Annotated in this window: 35 protein-coding genes; 32 read left to right on the top strand and 3 right to left on the bottom strand. The window is 52.9% G+C overall.

Going from position 1 to position 26,204, the window contains the following annotated elements:
* The first annotated feature begins 53 nt into the window (after positions 1 to 53).
* The 26 genes from A31E_RS04575 to ogrK all read left to right on the top strand — a co-directional run bounded on the left by A31E_RS04575 (position 54) and on the right by ogrK (position 18,675).
* Complete coding sequence (locus A31E_RS04575; protein WP_016249388.1) at positions 54 to 908, top strand: GPO family capsid scaffolding protein; 855 nt, start codon at positions 54 to 56, stop codon at positions 906 to 908.
* A 58-nt stretch (positions 909 to 966) separates the two neighbouring features.
* Entirely contained in the window at positions 967 to 2,040 is a 1,074-nt protein-coding gene (locus A31E_RS04580; RefSeq protein WP_001774099.1) for a phage major capsid protein, P2 family, read from the top strand.
* Between the two features lie 3 nt (positions 2,041 to 2,043).
* Complete coding sequence (locus tag A31E_RS04585; protein WP_016249387.1) at positions 2,044 to 2,781, top strand: phage terminase small subunit; 738 nt, start codon at positions 2,044 to 2,046, stop codon at positions 2,779 to 2,781.
* A gap of 99 nt (positions 2,782 to 2,880) precedes the next feature.
* Entirely contained in the window at positions 2,881 to 3,390 is a 510-nt protein-coding gene (locus A31E_RS04590) for a head completion/stabilization protein (RefSeq protein WP_000988633.1), read from the top strand.
* Positions 3,390 to 3,593 (top strand): tail protein X, encoded by a 204-nt coding sequence (locus A31E_RS04595; protein ID WP_000846399.1) that lies wholly within the window; start codon positions 3,390 to 3,392, stop codon positions 3,591 to 3,593. The genes A31E_RS04590 and A31E_RS04595 overlap by 1 nt, the downstream gene beginning before the upstream one ends.
* A gap of 3 nt (positions 3,594 to 3,596) precedes the next feature.
* Positions 3,597 to 3,878: a phage holin family protein gene (locus A31E_RS04600; protein WP_000123124.1), complete on the top strand. Its 282-nt coding sequence runs from the start codon at positions 3,597 to 3,599 to the stop codon at positions 3,876 to 3,878.
* Positions 3,878 to 4,375 (top strand): glycoside hydrolase family 24 protein, encoded by a 498-nt coding sequence (locus A31E_RS04605; protein ID WP_001144101.1) that lies wholly within the window; start codon positions 3,878 to 3,880, stop codon positions 4,373 to 4,375. Before A31E_RS04600 ends, A31E_RS04605 begins: the two co-directional genes overlap by 1 nt.
* Positions 4,376 to 4,389: 14 nt before the next feature.
* The gene (locus A31E_RS04610) at positions 4,390 to 4,815 is read left to right on the top strand and encodes a DNZ54_00345 family protein (RefSeq protein ID WP_016249386.1); all 426 of its coding nucleotides are present in this window, start codon (positions 4,390 to 4,392) and stop codon (positions 4,813 to 4,815) included.
* Positions 4,803 to 5,228: an Rz-like lysis system protein LysB gene (lysB, locus tag A31E_RS26475; protein ID WP_000040681.1), complete on the top strand. Its 426-nt coding sequence runs from the start codon at positions 4,803 to 4,805 to the stop codon at positions 5,226 to 5,228. The genes A31E_RS04610 and lysB overlap by 13 nt, the downstream gene beginning before the upstream one ends.
* Positions 5,128 to 5,373, top strand: a complete 246-nt coding sequence (gene lysC, locus A31E_RS26275) for an Rz1-like lysis system protein LysC (RefSeq protein WP_238584823.1) — start codon at positions 5,128 to 5,130, stop codon at positions 5,371 to 5,373. Before lysB ends, lysC begins: the two co-directional genes overlap by 101 nt.
* Complete coding sequence (locus A31E_RS04625) at positions 5,336 to 5,803, top strand: phage tail protein (protein WP_001406878.1); 468 nt, start codon at positions 5,336 to 5,338, stop codon at positions 5,801 to 5,803. Before lysC ends, A31E_RS04625 begins: the two co-directional genes overlap by 38 nt.
* On the top strand, positions 5,796 to 6,248 hold the full coding sequence (locus A31E_RS04630; RefSeq protein WP_001001780.1) for a phage virion morphogenesis protein: 453 nt from the start codon (positions 5,796 to 5,798) through the stop codon (positions 6,246 to 6,248). The genes A31E_RS04625 and A31E_RS04630 overlap by 8 nt, the downstream gene beginning before the upstream one ends.
* 66 nt (positions 6,249 to 6,314) lie before the next feature.
* Entirely contained in the window at positions 6,315 to 6,956 is a 642-nt protein-coding gene (locus A31E_RS04635; RefSeq protein WP_016249385.1) for a phage baseplate assembly protein V, read from the top strand.
* A complete protein-coding gene (locus A31E_RS04640; protein ID WP_000127163.1) occupies positions 6,953 to 7,300 on the top strand; it encodes a GPW/gp25 family protein in 348 nt (115 codons plus the stop codon). The genes A31E_RS04635 and A31E_RS04640 overlap by 4 nt, the downstream gene beginning before the upstream one ends.
* Positions 7,301 to 7,304: 4 nt before the next feature.
* Entirely contained in the window at positions 7,305 to 8,213 is a 909-nt protein-coding gene (locus A31E_RS04645) for a baseplate assembly protein (RefSeq protein WP_001121474.1), read from the top strand.
* Positions 8,206 to 8,736: a phage tail protein I gene (locus A31E_RS04650; protein ID WP_016249384.1), complete on the top strand. Its 531-nt coding sequence runs from the start codon at positions 8,206 to 8,208 to the stop codon at positions 8,734 to 8,736. The genes A31E_RS04645 and A31E_RS04650 overlap by 8 nt, the downstream gene beginning before the upstream one ends.
* A gap of 10 nt (positions 8,737 to 8,746) precedes the next feature.
* On the top strand, positions 8,747 to 11,362 hold the full coding sequence (locus A31E_RS04655) for a phage tail-collar fiber domain-containing protein (RefSeq protein ID WP_016249383.1): 2,616 nt from the start codon (positions 8,747 to 8,749) through the stop codon (positions 11,360 to 11,362).
* A complete protein-coding gene (locus tag A31E_RS04660) occupies positions 11,362 to 11,940 on the top strand; it encodes a tail fiber assembly protein (protein WP_016249382.1) in 579 nt (192 codons plus the stop codon). Before A31E_RS04655 ends, A31E_RS04660 begins: the two co-directional genes overlap by 1 nt.
* Positions 11,941 to 12,072: 132 nt before the next feature.
* Positions 12,073 to 13,263, top strand: coding sequence for a phage tail sheath protein (locus A31E_RS04665; protein ID WP_016249381.1), 1,191 nt, complete (start codon positions 12,073 to 12,075; stop codon positions 13,261 to 13,263).
* A 12-nt stretch (positions 13,264 to 13,275) separates the two neighbouring features.
* Positions 13,276 to 13,794, top strand: a complete 519-nt coding sequence (locus tag A31E_RS04670; protein WP_001251408.1) for a phage major tail tube protein — start codon at positions 13,276 to 13,278, stop codon at positions 13,792 to 13,794.
* Between the two features lie 56 nt (positions 13,795 to 13,850).
* Positions 13,851 to 14,126, top strand: coding sequence for a phage tail assembly protein (locus A31E_RS04675; RefSeq protein WP_001031303.1), 276 nt, complete (start codon positions 13,851 to 13,853; stop codon positions 14,124 to 14,126).
* A 32-nt stretch (positions 14,127 to 14,158) separates the two neighbouring features.
* Entirely contained in the window at positions 14,159 to 14,278 is a 120-nt protein-coding gene (locus A31E_RS24735) for a GpE family phage tail protein (RefSeq protein WP_000785970.1), read from the top strand.
* A complete protein-coding gene (locus tag A31E_RS04680; protein WP_016249380.1) occupies positions 14,271 to 16,718 on the top strand; it encodes a phage tail tape measure protein in 2,448 nt (815 codons plus the stop codon). Before A31E_RS24735 ends, A31E_RS04680 begins: the two co-directional genes overlap by 8 nt.
* Positions 16,719 to 16,732: 14 nt before the next feature.
* Positions 16,733 to 17,212, top strand: coding sequence for a phage tail protein (locus A31E_RS04685; RefSeq protein ID WP_016249379.1), 480 nt, complete (start codon positions 16,733 to 16,735; stop codon positions 17,210 to 17,212).
* Positions 17,212 to 18,375: a phage late control D family protein gene (locus A31E_RS04690; protein ID WP_016249378.1), complete on the top strand. Its 1,164-nt coding sequence runs from the start codon at positions 17,212 to 17,214 to the stop codon at positions 18,373 to 18,375. Before A31E_RS04685 ends, A31E_RS04690 begins: the two co-directional genes overlap by 1 nt.
* A gap of 81 nt (positions 18,376 to 18,456) precedes the next feature.
* Entirely contained in the window at positions 18,457 to 18,675 is a 219-nt protein-coding gene (gene ogrK / locus A31E_RS24730) for a prophage transcriptional regulator OgrK (protein WP_000468308.1), read from the top strand.
* 50 nt (positions 18,676 to 18,725) lie between these two features.
* Here ogrK and A31E_RS04700 read toward each other — a convergent pair whose 3' ends face one another.
* A complete protein-coding gene (locus A31E_RS04700) occupies positions 18,726 to 19,133 on the bottom strand; it encodes a hypothetical protein (protein ID WP_016249377.1) in 408 nt (135 codons plus the stop codon).
* Between the two features lie 287 nt (positions 19,134 to 19,420).
* Between A31E_RS04700 and fieF the strand changes: the two genes are divergently transcribed.
* The 4 genes from fieF to cdh all read left to right on the top strand — a co-directional run bounded on the left by fieF (position 19,421) and on the right by cdh (position 23,628).
* Entirely contained in the window at positions 19,421 to 20,323 is a 903-nt protein-coding gene (fieF, locus tag A31E_RS04705) for a CDF family cation-efflux transporter FieF (RefSeq protein ID WP_001076732.1), read from the top strand.
* Positions 20,324 to 20,503: 180 nt separating this feature from the next.
* Positions 20,504 to 21,466, top strand: a complete 963-nt coding sequence (gene pfkA, locus A31E_RS04710) for a 6-phosphofructokinase (RefSeq protein WP_001517511.1) — start codon at positions 20,504 to 20,506, stop codon at positions 21,464 to 21,466.
* A 318-nt stretch (positions 21,467 to 21,784) separates the two neighbouring features.
* A complete protein-coding gene (gene sbp / locus A31E_RS04715; protein ID WP_016249376.1) occupies positions 21,785 to 22,774 on the top strand; it encodes a sulfate/thiosulfate ABC transporter substrate-binding protein Sbp in 990 nt (329 codons plus the stop codon).
* A 104-nt stretch (positions 22,775 to 22,878) separates the two neighbouring features.
* Positions 22,879 to 23,628, top strand: coding sequence for a CDP-diacylglycerol diphosphatase (gene cdh / locus A31E_RS04720; protein WP_010376556.1), 750 nt, complete (start codon positions 22,879 to 22,881; stop codon positions 23,626 to 23,628).
* 42 nt (positions 23,629 to 23,670) lie between these two features.
* Here cdh and tpiA read toward each other — a convergent pair whose 3' ends face one another.
* Positions 23,671 to 24,438 carry a triose-phosphate isomerase gene (tpiA, locus tag A31E_RS04725; protein WP_001216325.1) on the bottom strand — a complete coding sequence of 256 codons (768 nt, stop codon included), beginning with the start codon at positions 24,436 to 24,438 and terminating at the stop codon, positions 23,671 to 23,673.
* Between the two features lie 107 nt (positions 24,439 to 24,545).
* Positions 24,546 to 25,145 (bottom strand): YiiQ family protein, encoded by a 600-nt coding sequence (locus A31E_RS04730; protein WP_016249375.1) that lies wholly within the window; start codon positions 25,143 to 25,145, stop codon positions 24,546 to 24,548.
* Between the two features lie 100 nt (positions 25,146 to 25,245).
* Between A31E_RS04730 and A31E_RS04735 the strand changes: the two genes are divergently transcribed.
* A complete protein-coding gene (locus A31E_RS04735) occupies positions 25,246 to 25,686 on the top strand; it encodes a DUF805 domain-containing protein (RefSeq protein ID WP_000155271.1) in 441 nt (146 codons plus the stop codon).
* 211 nt (positions 25,687 to 25,897) lie between these two features.
* On the top strand, positions 25,898 to 26,197 hold the full coding sequence (locus A31E_RS04740) for a DUF406 domain-containing protein (RefSeq protein WP_000655993.1): 300 nt from the start codon (positions 25,898 to 25,900) through the stop codon (positions 26,195 to 26,197).
* Positions 26,198 to 26,204 lie beyond the last annotated feature (7 nt).

Below are 26,204 nucleotides of genomic sequence, written 5' to 3'. Positions count from 1 at the left end.
GGAAACTGATGTCGACATGTGACTCCTCTAATCACTATTCAGGACTCCTGACAATGGCAAAAAAAGTCTCAAAATTCTTTCGTATCGGCGTTGAGGGTGACACCTGTGACGGGCGTGTCATCAGTGCGCAGGATATTCAGGAAATGGCCGAAACCTTTGACCCGCGAGTCTATGGTTGCCGCATTAACCTGGAACATCTGCGCGGCATCCTGCCTGACGGTATTTTTAAGCGTTATGGCGATGTGGTCGAACTGAAGGCCGAAAAGATTGACGATGATTCGGCGCTGAAAGGCAAATGGGCGCTGTTTGCGAAAATCACCCCGACCGATGACCTTATCGCGATGAACAAGGCCGCGCAGAAGGTCTATACCTCAATGGAAATTCAGCCGAACTTTGCCAACACCGGCAAATGTTATCTGGTGGGGCTGGCCGTCACCGATGACCCGGCAAGCCTCGGCACGGAATACCTGGAATTCTGCCGCACGGCAAAACACAACCCCCTGAACCGCTTCAAATTAAGCCCTGAAAACCTGATTTCAGTGGCAACGCCTGTTGAGCTGGAATTTGAAGACCTGCCTGAAACCGTGTTCACCGCCCTGACCGAAAAGGTGAAATCCATTTTTGGCCGCAAACAGGCCAGCGATGACGCCCGTCTGAATGACGTGCATGAAGCGGTGACCGCTGTCGCTGAACATGTGCAGGAAAAACTGAGCGCCACTGAGCAGCGCCTCGCTGAGATGGAAACCGCCTTTTCCTCACTTAAGCAGGAGGTGACTGACAGGGCAGATGAAACCAGCCAGGCATTCACCCGACTGAAAAACAGTCTCGACCACACCGAAAGTCTGACCCAGCAGCGCCGCAGTAAAGCCACCGGCGGTGGCGGTGACGCCCTGATGACGAACTGCTGACCGGCGTCAGTCAGTCCGGGAAAACCTTCACGATTAACCCTTAATTTCAGGAAAAACTATGCGCCAGGAAACCCGCTTTAAATTTAATGCCTACCTGTCACGTGTTGCCGAACTGAACGGCATCGACGCCGGTGATGTGTCGAAAAAATTCACCGTTGAACCGTCGGTCACCCAGACCCTGATGAACACCATGCAGGAGTCCTCTGATTTCCTGACCCGCATCAACATTGTGCCGGTCAGCGAAATGAAAGGGGAAAAAATTGGCATCGGTGTCACCGGCTCCATCGCCAGCACCACCGACACCGCCGGTGGCACCGAGCGTCAGCCGAAGGATTTTTCGAAGCTGGCGTCAAACAAGTACGAATGCGACCAGATTAACTTCGATTTTTATATCCGCTACAAAACGCTTGACCTGTGGGCGCGTTATCAGGATTTCCAGCTCCGTATCCGTAACGCCATTATCAAACGCCAGTCCCTTGATTTCATCATGGCCGGTTTTAACGGCGTGAAGCGTGCCGAAACCTCTGACCGCAACAGTAATCCGATGCTGCAGGATGTGGCGGTCGGCTGGCTGCAGAAATACCGCAATGAAGCCCCGGCGCGCGTGATGAGCAAGGTCACTGACGAGGAAGGTCACACGACCTCTGAGGTCATCCGCGTGGGTAAGGGCGGTGATTATGCCAGCCTCGATGCACTGGTGATGGATGCGACCAACAACCTGATTGAGCCGTGGTATCAGGAAGACCCTGACCTTGTGGTGATTGTGGGGCGTCAGCTACTGGCGGACAAGTATTTCCCCATCGTTAACAAGGAGCAGGACAACAGCGAGATGCTGGCCGCTGACGTCATCATCAGTCAGAAACGCATCGGTAACCTGCCAGCGGTACGCGTCCCGTACTTCCCGGCGGATGCGATGCTCATCACGAAGCTGGAAAACCTGTCCATCTACTACATGGATGACAGCCATCGCCGCGTGATTGAGGAAAACCCGAAACTCGACCGCGTGGAGAACTACGAGTCAATGAACATTGATTACGTGGTGGAAGACTACGCCGCCGGTTGTCTGGTGGAAAAAATTAAGGTCGGTGATTTCTCCACACCGGCTAAAGCGACCGCAGAGCCGGGAGCGTAACCGATGACGAGTCCCGCACAGCGCCACATGATGCGGGTCTCGGCAGCGATAACCGCGCAGCGGGAAGCCGCCCCGCTGCGACATGCAACTGTCTATGAGCAGATGCTGGTTAAGCTCGCCGCAGACCAGCGCACACTGAAAGCGATTTATTCAAAAGAGCTTAAGGCCGCGAAAAAACGCGAACTGCTGCCGTTCTGGTTGCCGTGGGTGAACGGAGTACTGGAGCAGGGCAAAGGTGCACAGGATGACATTCTGATGACGGTCATGCTGTGGCGTCTGGATACCGGCGATATTGCCGGTGCGCTGGAGATTGCACGTTATGCCCTGAAGTATGGTCTGACCATGCCGGGTAAACACCGCCGCACCCCGCCGTACATGTTCACCGAGGAGGTGGCGCTCGCGGCCATGCGCGCCCACGCTGCCGGTGAGTCTGTGGATCCCCGCCTGCTGACGGACACCCTCGAACTGACCGCCACGGCTGACATGCCTGATGAAGTGCGCGCAAAGCTGCACAAAATCACCGGTCTGTTTCTGCGTGACGCTGGTGATGCCGCAGGGGCGCTGGCGCACCTGCAACGTGCGACACAGCTCGACTGTCAGGCAGGCGTCAAAAAAGAGATTGAACGACTGGAGCGGGAGCTGAAACCGAAGCCGGAGCCAAAAGCGGCCACCCGCGCCCCGCGTAAGACCCGGAGTGCGACACCGGCAAAACGTGGACGCCCGAAAAAGAAAGCCAGTTAACAACCGAATGCGCCCCGCGCCAGGGCGGCACGCCGGTCAGTGACGGTGAATCACCTGACACTGCACCGGCGTCCACCGCCCGACTTTTCAGAGGTAGTCATGATGACGCTGATTATTCCGCGAAAGGAGGCTCCTGTATCCGGTGAGGGTACGGTGGTCATCCCGCAACCGGCAGGCGACGAGCCGGTGATTAAAAACACGTTCTTTTTTCCCGATATCGACCCGAAGCGCGTCCGGGAACGTATGCGCCTTGAGCAGACCGTCGCCCCCGCCCGTCTGCGTGAGGCCATCAAGTCAGGCATGGCTGAAACGAATGCGGAGCTGTACGAGTACCGCGAACAGAAAATTGCTGCCGGTTTTACGCGTCTGGCGGACGTCCCGGCGGACGACATCGACGGTGAAAGCATCAAAGTTTTTTACTACGAGCGCGCCGTGTGTGCGATGGCGACCGCGTCGCTTTATGAGCGTTATCGCGGCGTGGATGCCAGTGCGAAAGGCGACAAGAAGGCCGACAGCATTGACAGCACCATTGATGAACTGTGGCGGGATATGCGCTGGGCGGTGGCGCGTATCCAGGACAAGCCGCGCTGCATCGTGAGTCAAATCTGATGAAGACCTTTGCGCTACAGGGCGACACGCTCGACGCCATTTGTGTCCGGTATTACGGGCGCACTGAGGGCGTGGTTGAAGCCGTGCTCGCCGCAAATCCGGGACTGGCTGAACTGGGTGCGGTGCTGCCACACGGCACCGCCGTCGAACTGCCCGACGTTCAGACCGCGCCCGTGGCTGAAACTGTCAATCTGTGGGAGTAACGCATGACAGCAGAAGAAAAAAGCGTCCTGTCGCTTTTCATGATTGGGGTGCTGATTGTTGTCGGCAAGGTGCTTGCCGGTGGTGAACCCATCACCCCGCGTCTGTTTATCGGGCGCATGTTGCTCGGTGGTTTTGTCTCGATGGTTGCCGGTGTTGTTCTGGTGCAGTTTCCTGACCTGTCACTGCCTGCGGTGTGCGGCATCGGCTCCATGCTGGGTATCGCCGGTTATCAGGTGATTGAGATTGCCATTCAGCGCCGCTTTAAGGGCAGGGGGAAACAGTAATGCCGGTAATTAACACGCATCAGAATATCGCCGCCTTTCTCGACATGCTGGCGGTGTCCGAAGGGACGGCGAATCATCCGCTGACGAAAAACCGGGGCTATGACGTGATAGTCACCGGACTGGACGGGAAGCCGGAAATTTTCACCGACTACAGTGACCACCCGTTCGCGCATGGCCGACCGGCGAAGGTGTTTAACCGTCGCGGTGAAAAATCCACGGCCTCCGGTCGCTATCAGCAGCTTTACCTGTTCTGGCCGCATTACCGCAAACAGCTTGCCCTGCCGGATTTCAGTCCGTTGTCACAGGACAGACTCGCCATTCAGTTGATCCGCGAACGCGGTGCACTGGATGACATCCGGGCGGGACGCATTGAGCGCGCCATTTCACGCTGTCGCAATATCTGGGCGTCCCTGCCGGGTGCCGGTTACGGTCAGCGTGAGCATTCACTGGAAAAACTGGTCACCGTCTGGCGTACCGCTGGCGGCGTACCGGCTTAAACGGAGTAAACACCATGAAGAAATTATCCCTTTCACTGATGCTGAACGTGTCGCTGGCGCTGATGCTGGCACTGTCCCTGATTTACCCGCAGAGCGTGGCCGTCAATTTTGTCGCTGCCTGGGCGATTCTGGCAACGGTTATCTGTGTGGTTGCCGGTGGTGTCGGCGTTTATGCCACTGAGTATGTGCTGGAACGCTACGGGCGGGAGCTGCCACCGGAGTCGCTGGCCGTGAAGATTGTCATGTCGCTGTTTTTGCAGCCGGTGCCGTGGTGCAGACGGGCGGCGGCTCTGGTGGTGATGGTGGCGACATTTATCTCGCTGGTCGCTGCCGGGTGGATTTTTACCGCGCTGATTTATCTTGTGGCGTCGGTGTTCTTCCGGCTGATACGTACGGCCTGCCGTCAACGTCTTGAGGAGCGGGAACCATGTCAAAGCTGATGATTGTGATGGTTGTGTTGTTATCGCTGGCGGTGGCGGGGCTGTTTCTGGCGAAGCATGAAAACGCCAGCCTGCGCGCCTCGCTGGACAGGGTGAACAACGTCGCCAGTGAACAGCAGACGACCATCACCATGCTGAAAAATCAGCTTCATGTTGCCCTCACCAGGGCAGACAAAAACGAGCTGGCGCAGGTGGCACTGCGTCAGGAACTGGAGAACGCCGCGAAGCGTGAAGCACAGCGCGAGAAAACCATCACGAGGTTACTCAATGAAAACGAAGATTTTCGCCGCTGGTACGGTGCTGACCTGCCTGATGCTGTGCGCCGGTTGCACCAGCGCCCCGCCTGCACCGACGCCAGTGATTGTCCCCAACGCCTGCCCGAAAGTGAGCCTTTGCCCGATGCCGGGCAGTGACCCGGAGACGAACGGTGATTTAAGTGCCGATATCCGGCAGCTTGAGAACGCGCTGGCACGCTGTGCCAGCCAGGTAAAAATGATTAAACACTGTCAGGACGAAAACGATGCTCAAACCCGACAGCCTGCGCAGGGCGCTGACTGATGCCGTCACGGTGCTGAAAACCAGTCCAGAGATGCTTCGGATATTCGTGGATAACGGGAGTATTGCCTCCACGCTGGCGACGTCGCTGTCATTCGAAAAGCGTTACACGCTCAATGTCATTGTGACCGACTTTACCGGTGATTTTGACCTGCTCATTGTGCCGGTGCTGGCGTGGCTGCGGGAAAATCAGCCCGACATCATGACCACCGACGCAGGCCAGAAAAAGGGCTTCACGTTTTATGCAGACATCAACAATGACAGCAGCTTTGATATCAGCATCAGCCTGATGCTGACCGAGCGCACGCTGGTCAGTGAGGTGGACGGCGCGCTGCATGTGAAGAATATCCCGGAACCTCCGCCGCCGGAGCCGGTCACCCGCCCGATGGAGCTGTATATCAATGGCGAACTGGTGAGCAAGTGGGATGAATGAGTTTAAGCGTTTTGAAGACCGGCTGACCGGACTGATTGAGTCTCTGTCACCGTCAGGGCGTCGGCGACTGAGTGCCGAACTGGCAAAACGTCTGCGACAGAGTCAGCAGCGTCGGGTGATGGCACAGAAAGCCCCGGACGGCACACCCTATGCGCCACGCCAGCAGCAGAGCGCCAGAAAAAAGACCGGTCGTGTTAAGCGAAAAATGTTTGCGAAACTTATCACCAGTCGTTTTTTGCATATCCGCGCCAGCCCGGAACAGGCATCAATGGAGTTTTACGGCGGGAAGTCACCGAAAATTGCGAGCGTGCATCAGTTCGGTCTGTCAGAAGAAAACCGGAAAGACGGTAAGAAAATTGATTATCCGGCGCGTCCTCTGCTCGGCTTTACCGGTGAGGATGTGCAGATGATTGAAGAGATTATCCTGGCTCACCTCGACCGTTAGTTGTGCCATTCCCGACACCTCATCGTCACATTGCCGCCGGTATGACCCGGCGGCATCCTTCCCGTTATGAACACTCTCGCAAATATTCAGGAACTCGCGCGCGCACTGCGCAACATGATTCGCACCGGTCTTGTCGTCGAAACCAACCTTAACGCCGGTCGCTGCCGTGTGCAGACCGGCGGCATGTGCACCGACTGGCTTCAGTGGCTGACCCATCGCGCCGGGCGTTCGCGCACGTGGTGGGCACCTTCCGTGGGGGAACAGGTGCTGATTCTGGCCGTGGGCGGTGAACTCGACACGGCGTTCGTTCTGCCGGGGATTTATTCCGGTGATAACCCCGCGCCGTCTGCGTCGGCGGATGCCCTGCATATCCGTTTCCCTGACGGGGCGGTGATTGAGTATGAACCCGAAACCAGTGCGCTCACGGTAAGCGGAATTAAAACGGCCAGCGTGACGGCTTCTGATTCTGTTACTGCCACGGTGCCGGTGGTCACGGTGAAAGCATCAACCCGCATCACCCTGAACACACCGGAAGTGGTCTGCACCAACAAGCTGATTACCGGCACGCTGGAAGTGCAGAAGGGCGGGACGATGCGCGGCAACATCGCGCATACCGACGGGAAATTCACGTCTAACGGCGTTCAGGTGGATGACCACGGTCACGGTGGTGTTAAGTCAGGAGACAACTGGACACAGGGGACAAAATGACAGCGCGTTATCTCGGAATGAATCGCAGTGATGGCCTGACTGTCACTGACCTTGAGCATATCAGCCAGAGTATCGGCGATATCCTGCGCACACCGGTCGGCTCACGGGTGATGCGTCGTGATTACGGCTCGTTGCTGGCATCAATGATTGACCAGCCGCAGACCCCGGCGCTTGAGTTGCAGATTAAGGTCGCCTGTTACATGGCAGTGCTGAAATGGGAACCCCGCGTCACCCTGTCATCCGTCACCACGGCGCGCAGCTTTGACGGGCGAATGACGGTCACGTTAACCGGCCAGCACAACGACACCGGCCAGCCACTTTCGTTAACCATCCCTGTGAGTTGAAACCATGCCGATTATCGACCTGAACCAGCTACCCGCACCGGATGTGGTCGAGGAGCTGGACTTTGAAACCATTCTCGCCGAACGCAAGGCGACACTGATTTCCCTTTATCCGGAAGACCAGCAGGAGGCGGTCGCCCGTACCCTGACGCTGGAATCTGAGCCTCTCGTCAAACTGCTGGAGGAAAATGCTTATCGTGAGCTTATCTGGCGTCAGCGTGTGAATGAGGCTGCACGGGCGGTGATGCTGGCCTGTGCAGCCGGTAATGACCTTGATGTGATTGGTGCCAATTACAACACCACACGCCTGATTATCACCCCGGCAGATGATTCGACCATCCCGCCGACACCGGCAGTGATGGAATCTGACACTGATTATCGTCTGCGTATTCAGCAGGCGTTTGAAGGTTTAAGCGTCGCCGGGTCGGTGGGTGCCTATCAGTATCATGGTCGCAGTGCCGACGGGCGTGTCGCGGATATCTCTGTCACCAGTCCGTCTCCGGCCTGCGTCACCATCTCTGTGCTGTCACGTGAAAATAACGGTGTCGCATCCGAAGACCTGCTGGCAGTGGTGCGTAACGCCCTTAATGGCGAGGACGTCAGGCCGGTGGCCGACCGAGTGACCGTGCAGTCTGCCGCCATTGTTGAATACCAGATAAACGCCACGCTGTACCTTTACCCTGGTCCCGAAAGCGAACCCATCCGCGCCGCCGCCGTGAAAAAACTGGAAGCATACATCACGGCACAGCACCGGCTGGGGCGCGACATCCGTCTGTCTGCCATTTATGCCGCTTTGCATGTGGAAGGTGTGCAGCGTGTCGAACTGGCTGCACCACTGGCCGACATCGTGCTCAACAGTACGCAGGCGTCTTTCTGTACCGAATACCGCGTCGTGACCGGAGGCTCGGATGAGTGATTCGCGCCTGCTGCCGACCGGCTCATCACCGCTTGAAGTTGCCGCCGCAAAAGCCTGTGCGGAAATTGAAAAAACACCGGTCAGTATTCGTGAGCTGTGGAACCCGGACTCCTGTCCGGCAAATCTGCTGCCGTGGCTGGCGTGGGCGTTTTCGGTCGACAGGTGGGATGAAAAGTGGCCGGAAGCGACAAAACGCGCCGTTATCCGCGATGCCTATTTCATTCATTGTCATAAAGGCACTGTCGGCGCAATCCGGCGTGTGGTGGAGCCGCTCGGCTATCTCATTAACGTAAAGGAATGGTGGGAGACAAACGACCCGCCCGGAACCTTCCGCCTTGATATCGGCGTACTGGAAAGCGGCATCACGGAGGAGATGTATCTGGAAATGGAACGGCTGATTGCCGATGCCAAACCCGCAAGTCGCCACCTTATCGGTCTGAACATTATCCAGGACATTCCCGGCTATCTGTATACAGGCGGTGTGGTCTGTGATGGTGATGTTATTACTGTTTATCCCGGATAAGTGAGAAACAATGAGCACGAAATTTAAAACCGTTATCACTACTGCCGGAGCCGCAAAGCTGGCAGCCGCCACTGTCCCCGGCGGGAAAAAAGTAAACCTGTCTGCAATGGCCGTGGGTGACGGTAATGGCAAATTGCCGGTGCCGGATGCCGGTCAGACGAAACTGGTGCATGAGGTCTGGCGTCACGCTCTGAATAAAGTCAGCGTGGATAATAAGAATAAAAACTATATCGTGGCTGAACTGGTTGTACCGCCCGAAGTGGGCGGCTTCTGGATGCGTGAGCTTGGTCTGTATGACGATGCCGGAACACTGATTGCGGTCGCTAACATGGCAGAAAGCTATAAGCCTGAACTGGCTGAAGGCTCCGGACGTGCGCAGACCTGCCGCATGGTCATTATTGTCAGTAACGTGGCGTCCGTTGAGCTGAGTATTGATGCCAGCACAGTGATGGCGACGCAGGATTACGTCGATGACAAAATCGCAGAGCATGAGCAGTCCCGCCGCCATCCTGACGCCACACTGACAGAAAAAGGTTTTACTCAGTTAAGCAGTGCAACAAACAGCACCAGTGAGTCATTGGCGGCAACGCCAAAAGCGGTCAAGGCAGCAAATGACAACGCAAATTCACGTCTGGCGAAAAATCAGAATGGTGCAGATATCCAGGATAAATCAGCTTTTCTGGAAAATGTTGGCGTTACCAGCCTGACGTTTATGAAAAACAATGGCGAAATGCCGCTTGATGCTGATCTGAATACATTTGGTCCTGTTAAGGCTTATTCAGGTATCTGGTCTAAAGCAACATCCACCAACGCAACACTGGAGAAAAATTTCCCTGAAGACGGTGCAGTCGGTGTGCTTGAGGTATTCAATGGCGGTAATTTTGCAGGAATGCAGCGTTATACCACCAGAACAGGCAATGTTTATATGCGCAACCTTTCTGGCACCTGGAATGGCTCAGACGGTCCGTGGAGTTACTGGCGTCAGATTCAGTCTGCAACACGCCCCCTGAGCACAACCATTGACCTGAACACGCTCGGAGGCGCAGAGCATCTTGGTTTATGGCGAAACAGTAGTGGCTCAATCGCTTCATTTGACCGCAACTATCCGGAAGAAGGAAGTTATGGTCAGGGACTCCTTGAAGTTCTTGAAGGTGGTGGTTACTCGCGAACGCAGCGTTACACGACCCGTCGTGGAAATGTTTATGTTCGCTGTCTTTCGGCCTCGTGGGATGCAGAGAACCCACAGTGGGAGCCGTGGTCAAGAGTGGGCTACCAGTCAGAAAGCCGTTATTACGACGGTGATTTGAATGATGTAACCTCACCAGGTATTTACAGCGTTACAGGTAAAGCGACCAATGGTCCAATACTGGACGGAAACGGCGTGACAGTCCTCGGTATTCTGGAAGTGTTGAGGCGCTTTGATGGTGTTAACGTATGGCAGCGTTATACAACTGCCGGAACAGGTGCAACCCTTAAAGGTCGCACGTTTGAGCGCGTCTATACCGGCAGCTCGTGGAGCGAATGGCGGGAAGTCTACACCTCGTATTCACTTCCCCTGAATCTGGGTATCGGCGGTGCTGTGGCAAAGCTCACCAGCCTGGACTGGCAGACCTACGACTTTGTGCCGGGCAGTCTGATAACCGTTCGGCTTGATAACATGACCAACATTCCCGACGGTATGGACTGGGGCGTCATTGATGGCAACCTGATAAACATCGCAGTGGGTCCGAGTGATGATTCCGGTACGGGGCGCTCAATGCATGTATGGCGCAGCACTGTAAGTAAAGCGAACTACCGCTTTTTTATGGTGCGTATTTCAGGAAATCCGGGAAACCGCACGATCACCACAAGACGTGTTCCAATTATCGACGAAGCCCAGACATGGGCAGCGAAACAGACATTCAGCGGTGGTCTTTCAGGCGAACTGTCCGGCAATGCTGCTACAGCGACAAAGCTGAAAACGGCAAGGACAATTAACGGCGTAAAATTTGACGGGTCGGCAAATATCGAAGCGTTTCCGCCAGGTGTTCCGTTGCCGTGGCCATCAGATACACCACCTGCGGGCTATGCAATTATGCAGGGGCAGACGTTCGATAAGGCTGCATATCCGAAACTGGCTATAGCCTATCCTTCAGGTGTTATTCCAGATATGCGCGGCTGGACAATCAAGGGCAAACCCGCCAGTGGGCGAGCCGTATTGTCACAGGAGCAGGACGGGATTAAATCGCATACTCACAGCGCCAGTGCGTCAAATACGGATTTGGGAACGAAAACGACCAGTTCATTTGATTACGGCACGAAGACGGTCAGTACGTTTAACCACGGCACAAAATCAACGAACAATACGGGCAATCATACGCACACTGTCGGTGGTGTTTATGGCGGCGACTCTGTCGGTGGAAAACAGCGTGTACAGGCTTCAGGAAACAATCAGGTGTCCAGCACAGCCGGAGCGCACGCCCATACGGTGGATATTGGTCAGCATAACCACACTGTAGGTATTGGTGCCCATGCACACACTGTGGCCTTGGGTGCGCACGGACACACCATCACGGTAAATGCTACGGGTAATACCGAAAACACCGTCAAAAACATCGCATTTAACTATATTGTGAGGCTTGCATAATGGCTTTCAGAATGAGTGCAGAAGCACAAACTATCCGCGTTTTCAATTTACTTGATGGAACCAATGAATTTATTGGTGAAAGTGACGCATATATTCCGCCGCATACAGGTCTGCCTGCAAACAGTACAGATATTGCACCGCCTGATATTCCTGCTGGTTATGCAGCCGTTTTCAATGCAGATGAAATGAAATGGGAACTGATGGAAGACCATCGCGGAAAGACTGTCTATGAAACGAAAACGGGAGCAGCCATTTATATTTCTGAACTTGGCGCATTACCTCCAGACGTGACAGCCATTTCCCCGGATGGGGATTATCAGAAATGGAACGGAAATGCGTGGGTGAATGATGAGAATGCAGAGCGTGATGCGCTTGTCAGAGCGGCTGACTCTCAGAAGAAAGAGCTGATTGCATATGCAGGTGAAATTATTGCCACGCTGCAGGATGCTGTCGATTTAGATATGGCTACCGAGGAAGAAAAGTTAAGCCTGACACACTGGAAAAAATACCGTGTGCTACTGAATCGCGTTCAGCCGGAAAATGCCCCGGATATTGAATGGCCGGAACTACCGCAATAAACACAGGCGGGCTGATTGCCCGCCTTTTCTTTACCGGTGGTTGTGCTGTTGATTAGCCAACCGGGACAAATAGCCTGACATCTCCGGCACAACTGAAAATACCACTCACCCATTAACCACGGAGTTAAACGGATGAGTGACTATCATCACGGCGTGCAGGTGCTGGAGATTAACGACGGCACCCGTGTCATTTCCACCGTATCCACCGCCATTGTCGGCATGGTCTGCACGGCCAGCGATGCGGATGCGGAAATCTTCCCCCTCAATAAACCGGTGCTGATTACCAATGTGCAGAGCGCAATTGCAAAGGCCGGTAAAAAAGGCACGCTGGCGGCGTCGTTGCAGGCCATCGCTGACCAGTCAAAACCAGTCACCGTTGTCGTGCGTGTTGAAGACGGCACCGGCGACGACGAGGAAACGAAACTCGCGCAGACCGTTTCCAATATCATCGGCACCACTGACGAAAACGGTCAGTACACCGGACTGAAAGCCCTGATGGGGGCTGAGTCGGTTACCGGCGTTAAACCGCGCATTCTTGGTGTGCCGGGGCTGGACACCAAAGAGGTTGCCGTCGCACTGGCATCGGTATGCCAGGAACTGAATGCATTCGGGTATATCAGCGCATGGGGCTGTAAAACCATTTCCGAGGTGAAAGCCTACCGCCAGAATTTCAGCCAGCGTGAGTTGATGGTCATCTGGCCGGATTTCCTCGCATGGGATACGGTCACCAGCACCACCGCCACCGCGTATGCCACCGCCCGTGCGCTGGGTCTGCGCGCTAAAATCGACCAGGAGCAGGGCTGGCATAAAACGCTGTCCAACGTCGGGGTAAACGGTGTTACTGGCATCAGCGCATCTGTATTCTGGGATTTGCAGAAGTCCGGCACTGATGCTGACCTGCTGAACGAGGCAGGCGTCACAACGCTGGTTCGCCGCGACGGTTTCCGTTTCTGGGGTAACCGTACCTGCTCCGATGACCCACTGTTCCTCTTTGAAAGCTACACACGCACCGCGCAGGTACTGGCTGACACGATGGCTGAGGCGCACATGTGGGCTATTGATAAGCCCATCACCGCAACGCTGATTCGCGACATCGTTGACGGCATAAATGCCAAATTCCGTGAACTGAAAAGCAACGGTTATATCGTGGATGGCACATGCTGGTTCAGTGAAGAAGCCAATGATGCGGAAACCCTCAAGGCCGGAAAACTGTATATCGACTACGACTATACCCCGGTGCCTCCTCTCGAAAACCTGACCCTGCGCCAGCGTATTACTTCAAGATACCTGGCAAGTCTGGTCACCTCGGTTAACAGCAATTAAGGAGCCTGACCGATGGCAATGCCGCGCAAACTCAAGTTAATGAACGTCTTTCTGAACGGCTACAGCTATCAGGGCGTCGCGAAGTCCGTCACGCTGCCAAAACTGACCCGTAAGCTCGAAAACTATCGCGGTGCGGGGATGAACGGCAGCGCACCGGTAGACCTCGGCCTTGATGACGATGCGCTGTCAATGGAGTGGTCGCTCGGGGGCTTCCCGGATTCGGTTATCTGGGAACTTTACGCCGCAACCGGTGTGGATGCCGTGCCGATTCGTTTTGCAGGCTCTTACCAGCGTGACGATACCGGCGAAACGGTGGCCGTCGAAGTGGTCATGCGTGGCCGTCAGAAAGAAATCGACACCGGCGAGGGTAAACAGGGAGAAGACACCGAGTCGAAAATCTCCGTGGTCTGCACCTATTTCCGGCTGACGATGGACGGTAAGGAGCTGGTCGAAATCGACACCATCAACATGATTGAGAAGGTGAACGGCGTCGACCGGCTGGAGCAACACCGCCGCAATATCGGCCTGTGATTTTCATCCGGTCAGCCTGGCTGACCGGTTAACCCTGATTCAGAAGTGAGAAAACCATGAACAAAGAAAATGTGATTACCCTGGACAATCCGGTCAAGCGTGGTGAGCAGGTTATCGAACAGGTCACGCTGATGAAACCCAATGCCGGGACGCTGCGCGGTGTCAGTCTGGCTGCGGTCGCAAACTCCGAAGTCGATGCACTGATTAAAGTGCTGCCGCGCATGACGGCACCGATGCTGACCGAGCAGGAAGTCGCCGCGCTGGAACTGCCTGACCTTGTGGCCCTGGCCGGTAAGGTGGTCGGTTTTTTGTCGCCGAACTCGGTGCAGTAACGTTTCCGAAAAATCTCTCGGTCGATGACCTGATGGCGGATGTGGCAGTGATATTTCACTGGCCGCCATCAGAACTGTATCCCATGAGCCTGACCGAACTCATCACATGGCGCGAAAAGGCGCTCCGGCGAAGCGGAAACACGAATGAGTAACAATGTAAAATTACAGGTATTGCTCAGGGCTGTTGACCAGGCATCCCGCCCGTTTAAATCCATCCGCACAGCGAGCAAGTCGCTGTCGGGGGATATCCGGGAAACACAAAAATCACTGCGCGAGCTGAACGGTCACGCATCCCGTATTGAGGGATTTCGCAAGACCAGCGCACAGCTTGCCGTGACTGGTCATGCACTTGAAAAGGCACGGCAGGAAGCCGAAGCACTTGCCACACAGTTTAAAAACACTGAACGTCCGACCCGTGCTCAGGCGAAAGTGCTGGAATCCGCAAAGCGTGCGGCGGAGGACTTACAGGCGAAATATAACCGCCTGACGGATTCCGTTAAACGCCAGCAGCGGGAACTGGCCGCTGTGGGAATTAATACCCGCAATCTTGCACATGATGAGCAGGGACTGAAAAACCGTATCAGTGAAACCACCGCACAGCTTAACCGTCAGCGTGACGCGCTGGCGCGTGTCAGTGCGCAACAGGCAAAACTTAATGCAGTAAAACAGCGTTATCAGGCCGGAAAGGAACTGGCCGGAAATATGGCCTCAGTGGGCGCTGCCGGTGTGGGGATTGCGGCGGCGGGAACGATGGCTGGTGTTAAGCTGCTGATGCCCGGTTATGAGTTTGCGCAGAAAAACTCAGAATTACAGGCCGTGCTCGGAGTGGCAAAAGACTCTGCCGAAATGGCCGCGCTCCGCAAGCAGGCGCGCCAGCTCGGCGATAATACCGCCGCCTCGGCGGATGATGCAGCAGCAGCTCAAATCATCGTGGCTAAATCAGGAGCGGATAAAAATGGCATCCTGGCACAAACACCGGCCATTTTGAATATGTCACTGGCAAACAAGAAAACGATGGAGGAAAACGCCACTTTACTTATTGGGACAAAATCGGCATTCGGGCTTGCTGACGATAAGGCTTCCCATATTGCTGATGTTATTTCAATGACGATGAATAAATCGCAAGCCACATTCGAGGGACTAAGTGATTCACTTACCTATGTCGGGCCAGTGGCAAAAGATGCAGGTGTCAGCCTGGAAGAAACAGCAGCAATGTTAGGTGCATTACACGATGCAAATATCAGTGGGTCTATGGCTGGCACAGGAAGTCGAGCAGTACTGAGTCGTTTGCAGGCACCAACCGGGAAAGCGTATGACGCTATTAAAGAGCTTGGCGTAAAGACAACTGACAGCAAAGGTAATACGCGACCTGTCTTTTCAATTCTGAAAGAAATTCAGCGGAGTTTTGAAAAAAATAAACTAGGAACAGGGCAGCGCGCTGAATACATGAAAACAATATTCGGCGAAGAGGCCAGCTCATCAGCAAGTGTATTAATGACAGCAGCAGCCAGCGGCAAGCTGGATAATCTGACCAGGTTGATTAAAGAATCTGACGGTAAAACAGAAGAACTGGTTAAGGTTATGCAGGATAACCTCGGCGGCGACTTTAAATCGTTTCAGTCAGCGTATCAGGCTGTTGGCACTGACCTGTTTGACCAGCAGGAAGGCGCACTGCGTAATCTCACGCAGACGGCCACAAAGTATGTGTTAAAACTCGACGGCTGGATCCAGAAAAACAAATCACTGGCGTCAACCATCGGCCTCATTGTCGGTGGTGCACTGGCGCTGATTGGTGTCATCGGTGCCATTGGCCTCGTAGCCTGGCCAGTTATCACCGGCATCAATGCCATTATCGCAGCAGCAGGCGCAATGGGGGCAATCTTCACGACGGTTGGCAGTGCCGTTATGACGGCCATCGGGGCGATTAGCTGGCCGGTAGTGGCCGTGGTGGCCGCCATTGTCGCCGGGGCGTTACTTATCCGTAAATACTGGGAGCCTGTCAGCGCATTTTTTGGCGGTGTGGTTGAAGGGCTGAAAGCGGCATTTGCGCCGGTGGGGGAACTGTTCACGCCACTTAAACCGGTGTTTGACTGGCTGGGTGAAAAGTTACAGGCCGCGTGGCAGTGGTTTAAAAACCTGATTGCCCCGGTCAAAGCCACCCAGGACACCCTGAACCGTTGCCGTGACACGGGCGTCATGTTCGGGCAGGCACTGGCTGACGCGCTGATGCTGCCGCTTAATGCGTTCAACAAACTGCGCAGTGGTATTGACTGGGTACTGGAAAAACTCGGTGTCATCAACAAAGAGTCAGACACACTTGACCAGACCGCCGCCAGAACTCAAGCCGCCACGTATGGCAGCGGTGGTTATATTCCGGCGACCAGCTCTTATGCAGGTTATCAGGCTTATCAGCCGGTCACGGCACCGGCTGGCCGCTCTTATGTAGACCAGAGTAAAAACGAATATCACATCAGCCTGACGGGTGGTACTGCGCCGGGGACACAGCTCGACCGCCAGTTACAGGATGCGCTCGAAAAATACGAGCGGGACAAACGTGCGCGCGCCCGTGCCAGCATGATGCATGACGGTTAAGGAGGTGACGAAAAATGATGCTCGCGTTAGGTATGTTTGTTTTTATGCGCCAGACGCTGCCACACCAGACCATGCAGCGTGAATCAGATTATCGCTGGCCGTCAAATTCCCGTATCGGTAAACGGGATGCCTACCAGTTTCTCGGTGTGGGTGAGGAAAACATGACGCTTGCCGGTGTGCTTTATCCCGAACTGACCGGCGGAAAGCTGACGATGACCACGCTCAGGCTGATGGCAGATGAAGGCCGGGCGTGGCCGTTGCTGGATGGCACTGGCATGATTTACGGCATGTATGTCATTAGCAAGGTGAGTGAAACAGGGAGTATTTTCTTTGCAGACGGCACACCCCGAAAAATTGATTTTACGCTGTCGCTCACCCGCGTTGATGAATCACTGGCCGCGCTTTATGGCGATATCGGTAAACAGGCGGAGTCGCTCATCGGTAAGGCTGGCAGTATGGCGACCAGATTCACAGGTATGACGGGGGCGGGATAATGCTGGATGCGCTGACATTTGATGCAGGCAGTACGCTGACGCCGGATTACATGCTGATGCTCGACAGCAGGGATATTTCCGGCAATATCAGCGACCGTCTGATGAGCATGACTCTGACGGATAACCGGGGCTTTGAGGCTGACCAGCTTGATATTGAACTGAACGATGCCGACGGGCAGGTCGAGCTGCCGATTCGTGGCGCTGTCCTGACGGTGTATATCGGCTGGAAAGGTTTTGCCCTGGTATGCAAAGGGAAATTTACCGTTGATGAGGTAGAACACCGGGGCGCGCCGGATGTGGTCACCATCCGCGCCCGGAGTGCAGATTTTCGCGGGACGCTCAATTCCCGCCGGGAAGGCTCCTGGCATGACACCACGCTCGGTACGATTGTTGAGGCGATAGCCTCCCGTAACAAGCTGGAAGCCAGTGTTGCTCCGTCACTGGCCGGAATTAAAATCCCGCACATCGACCAGTCGCAGGAGTCTGATGCAAAATTCCTGACCCGCCTTGCTGAACGCAACGGCGGTGAGGTGTCGGTAAAAATGGGAAAACTGTTATTTCTTAAGGCGGGGCAGGGGGTGACGGCCAGCGGTAAGAAAATCCCGCAGATTACCATAACCCGCAGCGACGGCGACCGCCATCATTTTGCGATTGCTGACCGTGGAGCCTATACCGGCGTAACGGCAAAGTGGTTACACACCAAAGACCCGAAGCCGCAAAAGCAGAAGGTAAAACTGAAACGCAAAAAGAAAGAGAAACACCTGCGCGCACTGGAGCACCCGAAAGCGAAACCAGTCACGCAGAAGAAAGCGCCAAAAGTACCGGAAGCGCGCGAAGGTGAATACATGGCCGGTGAGGCTGACAACGTTTTTGCCCTGACCACGGTATATGCCACGAAAGCACAGGCCATGCGTGCCGCCCAGGCGAAGTGGGATAAACTGCAACGGGGTGTGGCGGAGTTCTCCATCAGCCTGGCTACCGGTCGGGCAGATATTTACACGGAAACACCGGTTAAAGTGTCAGGCTTTAAGCGCGTCATAGACGAGCAGGACTGGACAATCACTAAGGTGACACATTTTCTGAATAATAGCGGCTTCACGACGTCCTTAGAGCTTGAGGTCAGGCTTTCTGATGTGGAGTACGAAACAGAAGATGATGAGTGATGTGTTTTATTTATCTGTTTGTTTTATAAGGGTAAATTAACTAAAATGGCACCATCAACACAACCGGAAGAGGTGCTCGCGATGTTTCATTGTCCTTTATGCCAGCATGCCGCACATGCGCGTACAAGCCGCTATATCACTGACACGACAAAAGAGCGTTATCACCAGTGTCAGAACGTGAATTGCAGCGCCACGTTCATCACTTATGAGTCGGTACAGCGATACATCGTGAAGCCGGGAGAAGTCCACGCCGTAAGACCGCACCCGTTGCCGTCAGGGCAGCAAATTATGTGGATGTAATTACAAACAGAAAGCCCCTCAGTCGAGGGGCTTTATCTTATTTGAGCTATTTACTTACCTGTGTAGGTATGAGTTTTGGATAACACCACTGTTTGTGCAGGTTTTTCCATTAACGGAGCGATTTCATTGCATGTGGTCAATGGGTCTTCAAAGGTATATCCAATAGACTTATATTGGTTAACTATATTGATTTCACTTACATTTTTTAAAAATGAAGAAGGAGCGTCATGTGTCCAAAGTGGGGTGCATACACCGGACATAATTAAATGATTATAGGCTTCAGATGTGATTTTTTTACCAGGGAGAACAACGGTAAGAGAGCTATCTTTTGTTGTGATTTCCAGTGGTTGCCATGGTTTCAGTTGTTTTTGAAGAGTTTTAATGTCATTCGTGTTTGCGTATGCATTGAGTGAAATTATTAAGGTGGTTATTGCCATTATTGATTTAAGAGTTGCCATAGAAAATCCTTAATAAACATTTGGTTGAGTAAATGTTATACATCTAAAAAAAGAAAAAAATAAAGCCCCATATGCTTGGGGCTTTCGGTAATCGATGTGGACGCTATGTGGACAGCGTTTGACATAAATCCATTTATATCATCAGGTTAGGTGCTTTTTTGTGACACCATCCCTGTCTTCCCCCACATGATGTGGGGGTTTTTTTTATCCTCAATTTGCCTGTTGCTTAATGCATTGCAGATGATTTGCTTCCGTTATACTACCGTCAGTTGATAGCGGGAGTATTTATGAATCAATCTTATGGACGGCTGGTCAGCCGGGCGGCGATTGCTGCGACGGCGATGGCTTCGCTGCTATTGCTGATTAAAATTTTTGCATGGTGGTATACCGGTTCGGTGAGTATTCTCGCCGCGCTTGTCGACTCGTTGGTGGATATTGGTGCGTCACTGACCAATTTATTGGTGGTGCGTTATTCGTTGCAACCGGCGGATGACGAACATACTTTTGGTCATGGTAAAGCGGAATCCCTGGCTGCGTTGGCGCAAAGTATGTTTATCTCTGGTTCGGCGTTGTTTTTGTTTTTAACCGGGATCCAACATCTGATTTCACCGACGCCAATGAATGATCCTGGTGTCGGTATTATCGTCACAATTGTCGCGTTAGTTTGCACCATCGTTCTTGTCTCGTTTCAGCGTTGGGTGGTTCGCCGTACACAAAGTCAGGCGGTGCGTGCAGATATGCTCCATTATCAGTCTGATGTTATGATGAACGGCGCGATTTTGCTGGCACTTGCATTATCCTGGTATGGCTGGCATAGCGCAGATGCCCTGTTTGCTTTGGGTATTGGCATCTATATTTTATATAGTGCGTTACGCATGGGGTATGAGGCGGTACAGTCATTGCTGGATCGCGCGTTACCCGATGAGGAGCGGCAGGAAATTATTGATATCGTGACTTCCTGGCCGGGAGTAAGCGGCGCTCACGATCTTCGCACGCGGCAGTCAGGGCCGACTCGCTTTATTCAGATTCATTTGGAAATGGAAGACTCTCTGCCTCTGGTTCAGGCGCATATGGTGGCTGATCAGGTAGAGCAGGCTATTTTACGGCGTTTTCCAGGCTCGGATGTCATTATTCATCAGGACCCTTGTTCCGTCGTGCCCAGGGAAGGTAAACGGTTTGAGCTATCATAATGCTTGCGAAAAGAGAGCCAGACCCGCATTTTGTGTATAAATTACCGCCATTTGGCCTGACCTGAATCAATTCAGCAGGCAGTGGTTGTTATACTATCTGCATATTCGTTTGGTGTTCGATATGCAGAATCGACTTCCGGCAACAGATTTCATTTTGCATTCCAAAGTTCAGAGGTAGTCATGATTAAGAAAATCGGTGTGTTGACAAGTGGCGGTGATGCGCCTGGCATGAACGCAGCAATCCGTGGTGTCGTACGTGCGGCGCTGTCGGAAGGTCTGGAAGTCATGGGGATTTATGACGGCTATCTTGGCCTGTATGAAGACCGTATGGTTCAGCTTGACCGTTACAGTGTGTCTGACATGATCAACCGTGGTGGTACATTCCTCGGTTCTGCGCGCTTCCCTGAATTCCGCGACGAAAACATCCGCGCGGTGGCTATCGAAAACCTGAAAAAACGTGGCATCGATGCGCTGGTTGTTATCGGCGGTGACGGTTCCTACATGGGGGCAATGCGTCTGACCGAAATGGGTTTCCCATGCATTGGTCTGCCGGGCACCATCGACAACGATATCAAAGGTACTGACTACACCATCGGTTTCTTCACTGCACTGAGCACTGTTGTAGAAGCGATCGACCGTCTGCGTGATACATCTTCTTCTCACCAGCGTATTTCAGTGGTGGAAGTAATGGGTCGTTACTGTGGCGACCTGACTCTGGCTGCAGCAATCGCCGGTGGTTGTGAATTTGTTGTTGTACCGGAAGTCGAATTCAGCCGTGAAGATCTGGTAAACGAAATCAAAGCGGGTATTGCGAAAGGTAAGAAACACGCGATTGTGGCGATCACTGAACACATGTGCGATGTCGATGAACTGGCGCATTTCATCGAGAAAGAAACCGGTCGTGAAACTCGTGCAACCGTGCTGGGCCACATCCAGCGTGGTGGTTCTCCGGTGCCTTATGACCGTATTCTGGCTTCCCGTATGGGCGCATATGCGATTGATCTGCTGCTGGCAGGCTACGGTGGTCGTTGCGTAGGTATTCAGAACGAACAACTGGTTCACCATGACATCATCGACGCTATCGAAAACATGAAGCGTCCGTTCAAAGGTGATTGGCTGGACTGCGCGAAAAAACTGTATTAATGATATCGGGAAAAGGCAGCTTTCTTTTGCCTGAAACCGATGACAAAAGCAAAAATGCCTGATGCGCTTCGTTTATCAGGCCTATATGAATTCTGCAATTTATTGAATTTGCAAATTTTTGTAGGCCGGATAAGGCGGTTACGCCGCATCCGGCATGAACAAGCGTACATTGTCAGCAATTTGAGGCGGATTCATTCCGCCTTTTTTACTCCCCCATATATACCCTCAGGTTATATACAATCTTTTTTTATTCTTTAATGTTTGATTCACGTTCTGGCACGCTTTGCTTATCACAACACAACATAAGAGAACCGGGCGATGAACAAGTGGGGCGTAGGGTTTACATTTTTGCTGGCGGCGACCAGCGTTATGGCAAAGGATATTCAGCTTCTTAACGTTTCGTATGATCCTACGCGCGAGTTGTACGAACAATACAACAAAGCGTTCAGTGCCCACTGGAAGCAGCAAACGGGCGATAACGTAGTGATTCGTCAGTCGCACGGCGGCTCAGGTAAACAGGCAACGTCGGTGATTAACGGCATAGATGCTGATGTAGTGACGCTGGCGCTGGCTTACGACGTGGATGCGATTGCTGAACGTGGTCGAATTGATAAAAACTGGATCAAACGTCTGCCGGATAACTCCGCGCCGTACACCTCCACCATTGTCTTCCTGGTGCGCAAGGGTAATCCGAAGCAAATCCATGACTGGAACGACCTGGTTAAGCCCGGTATTTCAGTGATCACGCCTAACCCGAAAAGCTCTGGTGGCGCACGCTGGAACTACCTGGCAGCGTGGGGATACGCGCTGCATCACAATAATAACGATCAAGCGAAAGCACAGGATTTCGTGCGGTCGTTGTATAAAAACGTTGAAGTTCTGGATTCCGGCGCGCGTGGCTCTACTAATACTTTCGTCGAACGTGGTATTGGTGATGTGCTGATAGCCTGGGAAAACGAAGCACTGCTGGCAACGAATGAATTGGGGAAAGATAAATTCGAAATCGTCACGCCGAGCGAGTCTATTCTCGCGGAACCGACGGTGTCGGTTGTCGATAAAGTGGCGGAGAAAAAAGGCACCAAAGAGATCGCAGAAGCCTACCTGAAATATCTCTATACCCCAGAAGGTCAGGAGATTGCAGCCAAAAACTATTACCGTCCGCGCGATCCGGAGATAGCGAAAAAATATGAAAACGCTTTTCCGAAGCTGAAATTGTTTACCATCGATGAAGAGTTTGGCGGCTGGACGAAGGCGCAAAAAGAGCATTTTTCTAACGGTGGTACGTTCGACCAAATCAGCAAACGTTAATTTTGTTGAAGGTAACCAGGCCCGGAGGCATCTTGCGACCGGGTTTTTTATTTGTCACGATTTTGCGTTACCCTTGCATCTCTTTGAGGTACAGGGAAAAAACGATGAAAAAAACGGTTATTTTCATTTTGGTGATGATAGTTATCGCCGTTGCTGCGGGTTTCGGCTACTGGAAATTTACCGGTGATTCGGAGGTATTACGTAAGATTGTCCTTGAGCAATGTTTGCCCAATCAGCAGCAAAACCAAAACCCTTCGCCATGTGTGGAGGTAAAACCTAATGCCGGGTATGTGGTTTTAAAAGACATTAACGGCCCACTGCAATATCTGTTGATGCCAACGTATCGTATTAACGGTACTGAAAGCCCTTTGTTGACCGATCCTTCAACGCCTAACTTCTTTTGGTTGGCCTGGCAGGCGCGTGATTTTATGAGCCAAAAATACGGTCAGCAGATTCCCGATCGTGCGGTATCTCTGGCGATTAACTCCCGCACCGGGCGCACGCAAAATCATTTTCATATTCATATTTCTTGTATTCGTCCAGATGTACGCGAACAACTGGATAACAATCTGGCGAACATCAGTAGTCGTTGGTTGCCGCTGCCGGGCGGATTACAGGGGCATGAATACCTGGCGCGTCGGGTAACTGAAAGCGAATTAGTACAACGTAGTCCGTTTATGATGTTAGCGGAAGAAGTGCCTGGGGCACGGGAACATATGGGAAGTTACGGGCTGGCGATGGTACGACAGAGTGATAACTCGTTTGTATTGCTGGCGACGCAACGAAATCTCCTGACGCTGAATCGTGCTTCAGCCGAGGAAATTCAGGATCATCAGTGTGAGATTTTGCGTTAAGGCGAGTTAAGTGCCGGATGTGATATCCGGCACCTGTCAGACTTAAGCCTGTTTAGCGGCTTCTGCAGCTTTAACGATCACTGCGAAGGCGTCGGCTTTCAGAGAAGCACCGCCAACCAGTGCGCCGTCGATGTCCGGCTGAGCGAACAGTTCGGCGGCGTTAGAGGCGTTTACAGAACCGCCGTACTGGATGATCACTTGTTCAGCGATGTTAGCGTCAACTTTAGCGATGTGATCACGGATGAATTTGTGAACAGCCTGAGCCTGCGCTGGAGTTGCAGATTTGCCAGTACCGATTGCCCATACGGGTTCGTAAGCGATTACTGCACCTTCGAATGCAGCAGCACCCTGAGTTTTCAGCACCGCGTCGATCTGACGTGCGCACACTTCTTCAGTTTTGCCCGCTTCGTTTTCAGCTTCGGTTTCACCGATGCACAGAACCGGAGTCAGACCCTGCTCTTTCAGCACAGCGAATTTTTTCGCGATCAGTTCGTCAGACTCTTTGTGGTAAGTACGACGTTCAGAGTGACCGATGATGATGTACTGTGCGCCGATGTCTTTCAGCATAGCGGCAGAGGTTTCACCGGTGAATGCGCCGGACAGGTTCAGATCCACGTTCTGCGCGCCCAGCATGATGTGGCTGCCTTCAGCTTCACGCTTCGCCATATCGATGTACATTTCCGGTGGTGCGATTGCAACCGCACAGCCAGCAACACCTGCCAGCTCTTTACGCAGGTTAGAAACCAGCTCGTGAACCATGTGGCGGCTGCCGTTCAGTTTCCAGTTACCCATCACTAAAGGATGTCGCATTTTAATTCTCCACGCTTATAAGCGAATAAAGGAAGATGGCCGCCCCGCAGGGCAGCAGGTCTGTGAAACAGTATAGAGATTCATCGGCACAAAGGCTTTGCTTTTTGTCATTTATTCAACCCTTCAAGCGATTCAGATAGCGCCAGCTTAATCGGTTCAACAGCGAAGGTTAGCCCTTTTTCGCCGTTGTCCGCGACAACATAGCGCAATGCGCCTTCTGTCTCGGTGTAATAACGTTTGTTTTTCCCCGCAGTAAGGAGTGATTGCAGCTTTTTTTGGCTCTGTGTTTTGGTCATCAGCGGGGTAAGCGTGCGGATCATTGCCGCCATGTATTCCTGGGCTTTTGCTTTAGCGGCTTTTTGCTCTGGTCCCTGGATTGGTAGCCAGGTAATTTGAATACTTTTGATTTTTAAAGTGCCGCGCTCCAGCGCCGTAGAGGCATACAAGTTCTCGTTAATTTTACTGGCGGCGCGAGTCAGGTTGGCTTTGTCGGGGCTGCTGTCGATGGCGCGAAATTCGTTCAGTGGCAGATTGGGATTCTGGCTGTTAAAGTTTTCTCGAAACTGGCTGATGGAGAGATCGAAAGTGGGGGCACCAGCCAGCAGGTAGGGCGCTGTCGTTGCCGTGCCAGGCGATTGTGCGTGCACCGTTGCACTAACGGATAACACAACAGATAAGAGAAAAAACAGTGAACACCCTGACTTCATCGGCAGTACCTTTTGTTATGACTGGGTTCGATTAAAACGATATCTGTCGTCCTTGTCAAAAGGGTAGAATCCTGGAAAAGACAACCATCAAGGAACTTACATGACCATACAGCAATGGTTATTCTCGTTTAAAGGGCGTATTGGACGCCGTGATTTCTGGATTTGGATTGGCCTCTGGATCGTTGGGATGCTGGTGCTTTTCTCACTGGCAGGTAAAAAATTACTCGATATCCAGACCGCCGCGTTTTGCCTTGTGTGCCTGTTATGGCCGACAGCGGCAGTGACGGTGAAACGGCTGCACGATCGCGGCCGTTCTGGCGCATGGGCATTTTTGATGATTGTAGCGTGGATGCTTCTGGCGGGTAACTGGGCGATTTTACCGGGCGTCTGGCAATGGGCGGTAGGGCGTTTTATTCCGACGTTGATTCTGGTGATGATGCTTATTGATCTTGGCGCATTTGTCGGCACGCAAAGCGCAAATAAATACGGAAAAGACACCCAGGACGTAAAGTATAAGTCCGAGAATAAATCAAGCCATTAGTCCTTAATATATCTCTTATTGCTATTTTTATCCGGGATCGTTATTTCCACGTTGCAAATGACGATGCCCGGAAAATCTTCTTCATTTCCTCATCTTAAGCAATATCAAAAAAAATGGTAATCCATAAGATCATTACTTGTTTGTTCTTCTCTTAACGGCGCATTATTCTTAAGTGGCAATCGACAGAGAGGCGAATATACAGAGGTGCCCTATGAAAGATGTCGTAGATAAATGCAGTACTAAAGGATGTGCGATTGATATCGGTACGGTTATTGATAACGATAACTGTACCAGCAAACTTTCGCGCTTTTTTGCCACCCGCGAAGAAGCAGAGTCCTTTATGACTAAACTGAAAGAGCTTGCTGCTGCCGCATCCTCTGCGGATGAAGGGGCCAGCGTGGCTTATAAGATTAAAGATCTGGAGGGGCAGGTTGAGCTTGATGCGGCCTTCACCTTCTCATGCCAGGCCGAGATGATTATTTTTGAGTTATCACTGCGTTCACTTGGTTAATGGAGTT

The organism is Escherichia sp. KTE159 (assembly GCF_000408805.1).
Lineage (GTDB): Bacteria > Pseudomonadota > Gammaproteobacteria > Enterobacterales > Enterobacteriaceae > Escherichia > Escherichia marmotae.
This window is presented reverse-complemented; position numbering and strand designations above follow the sequence as displayed.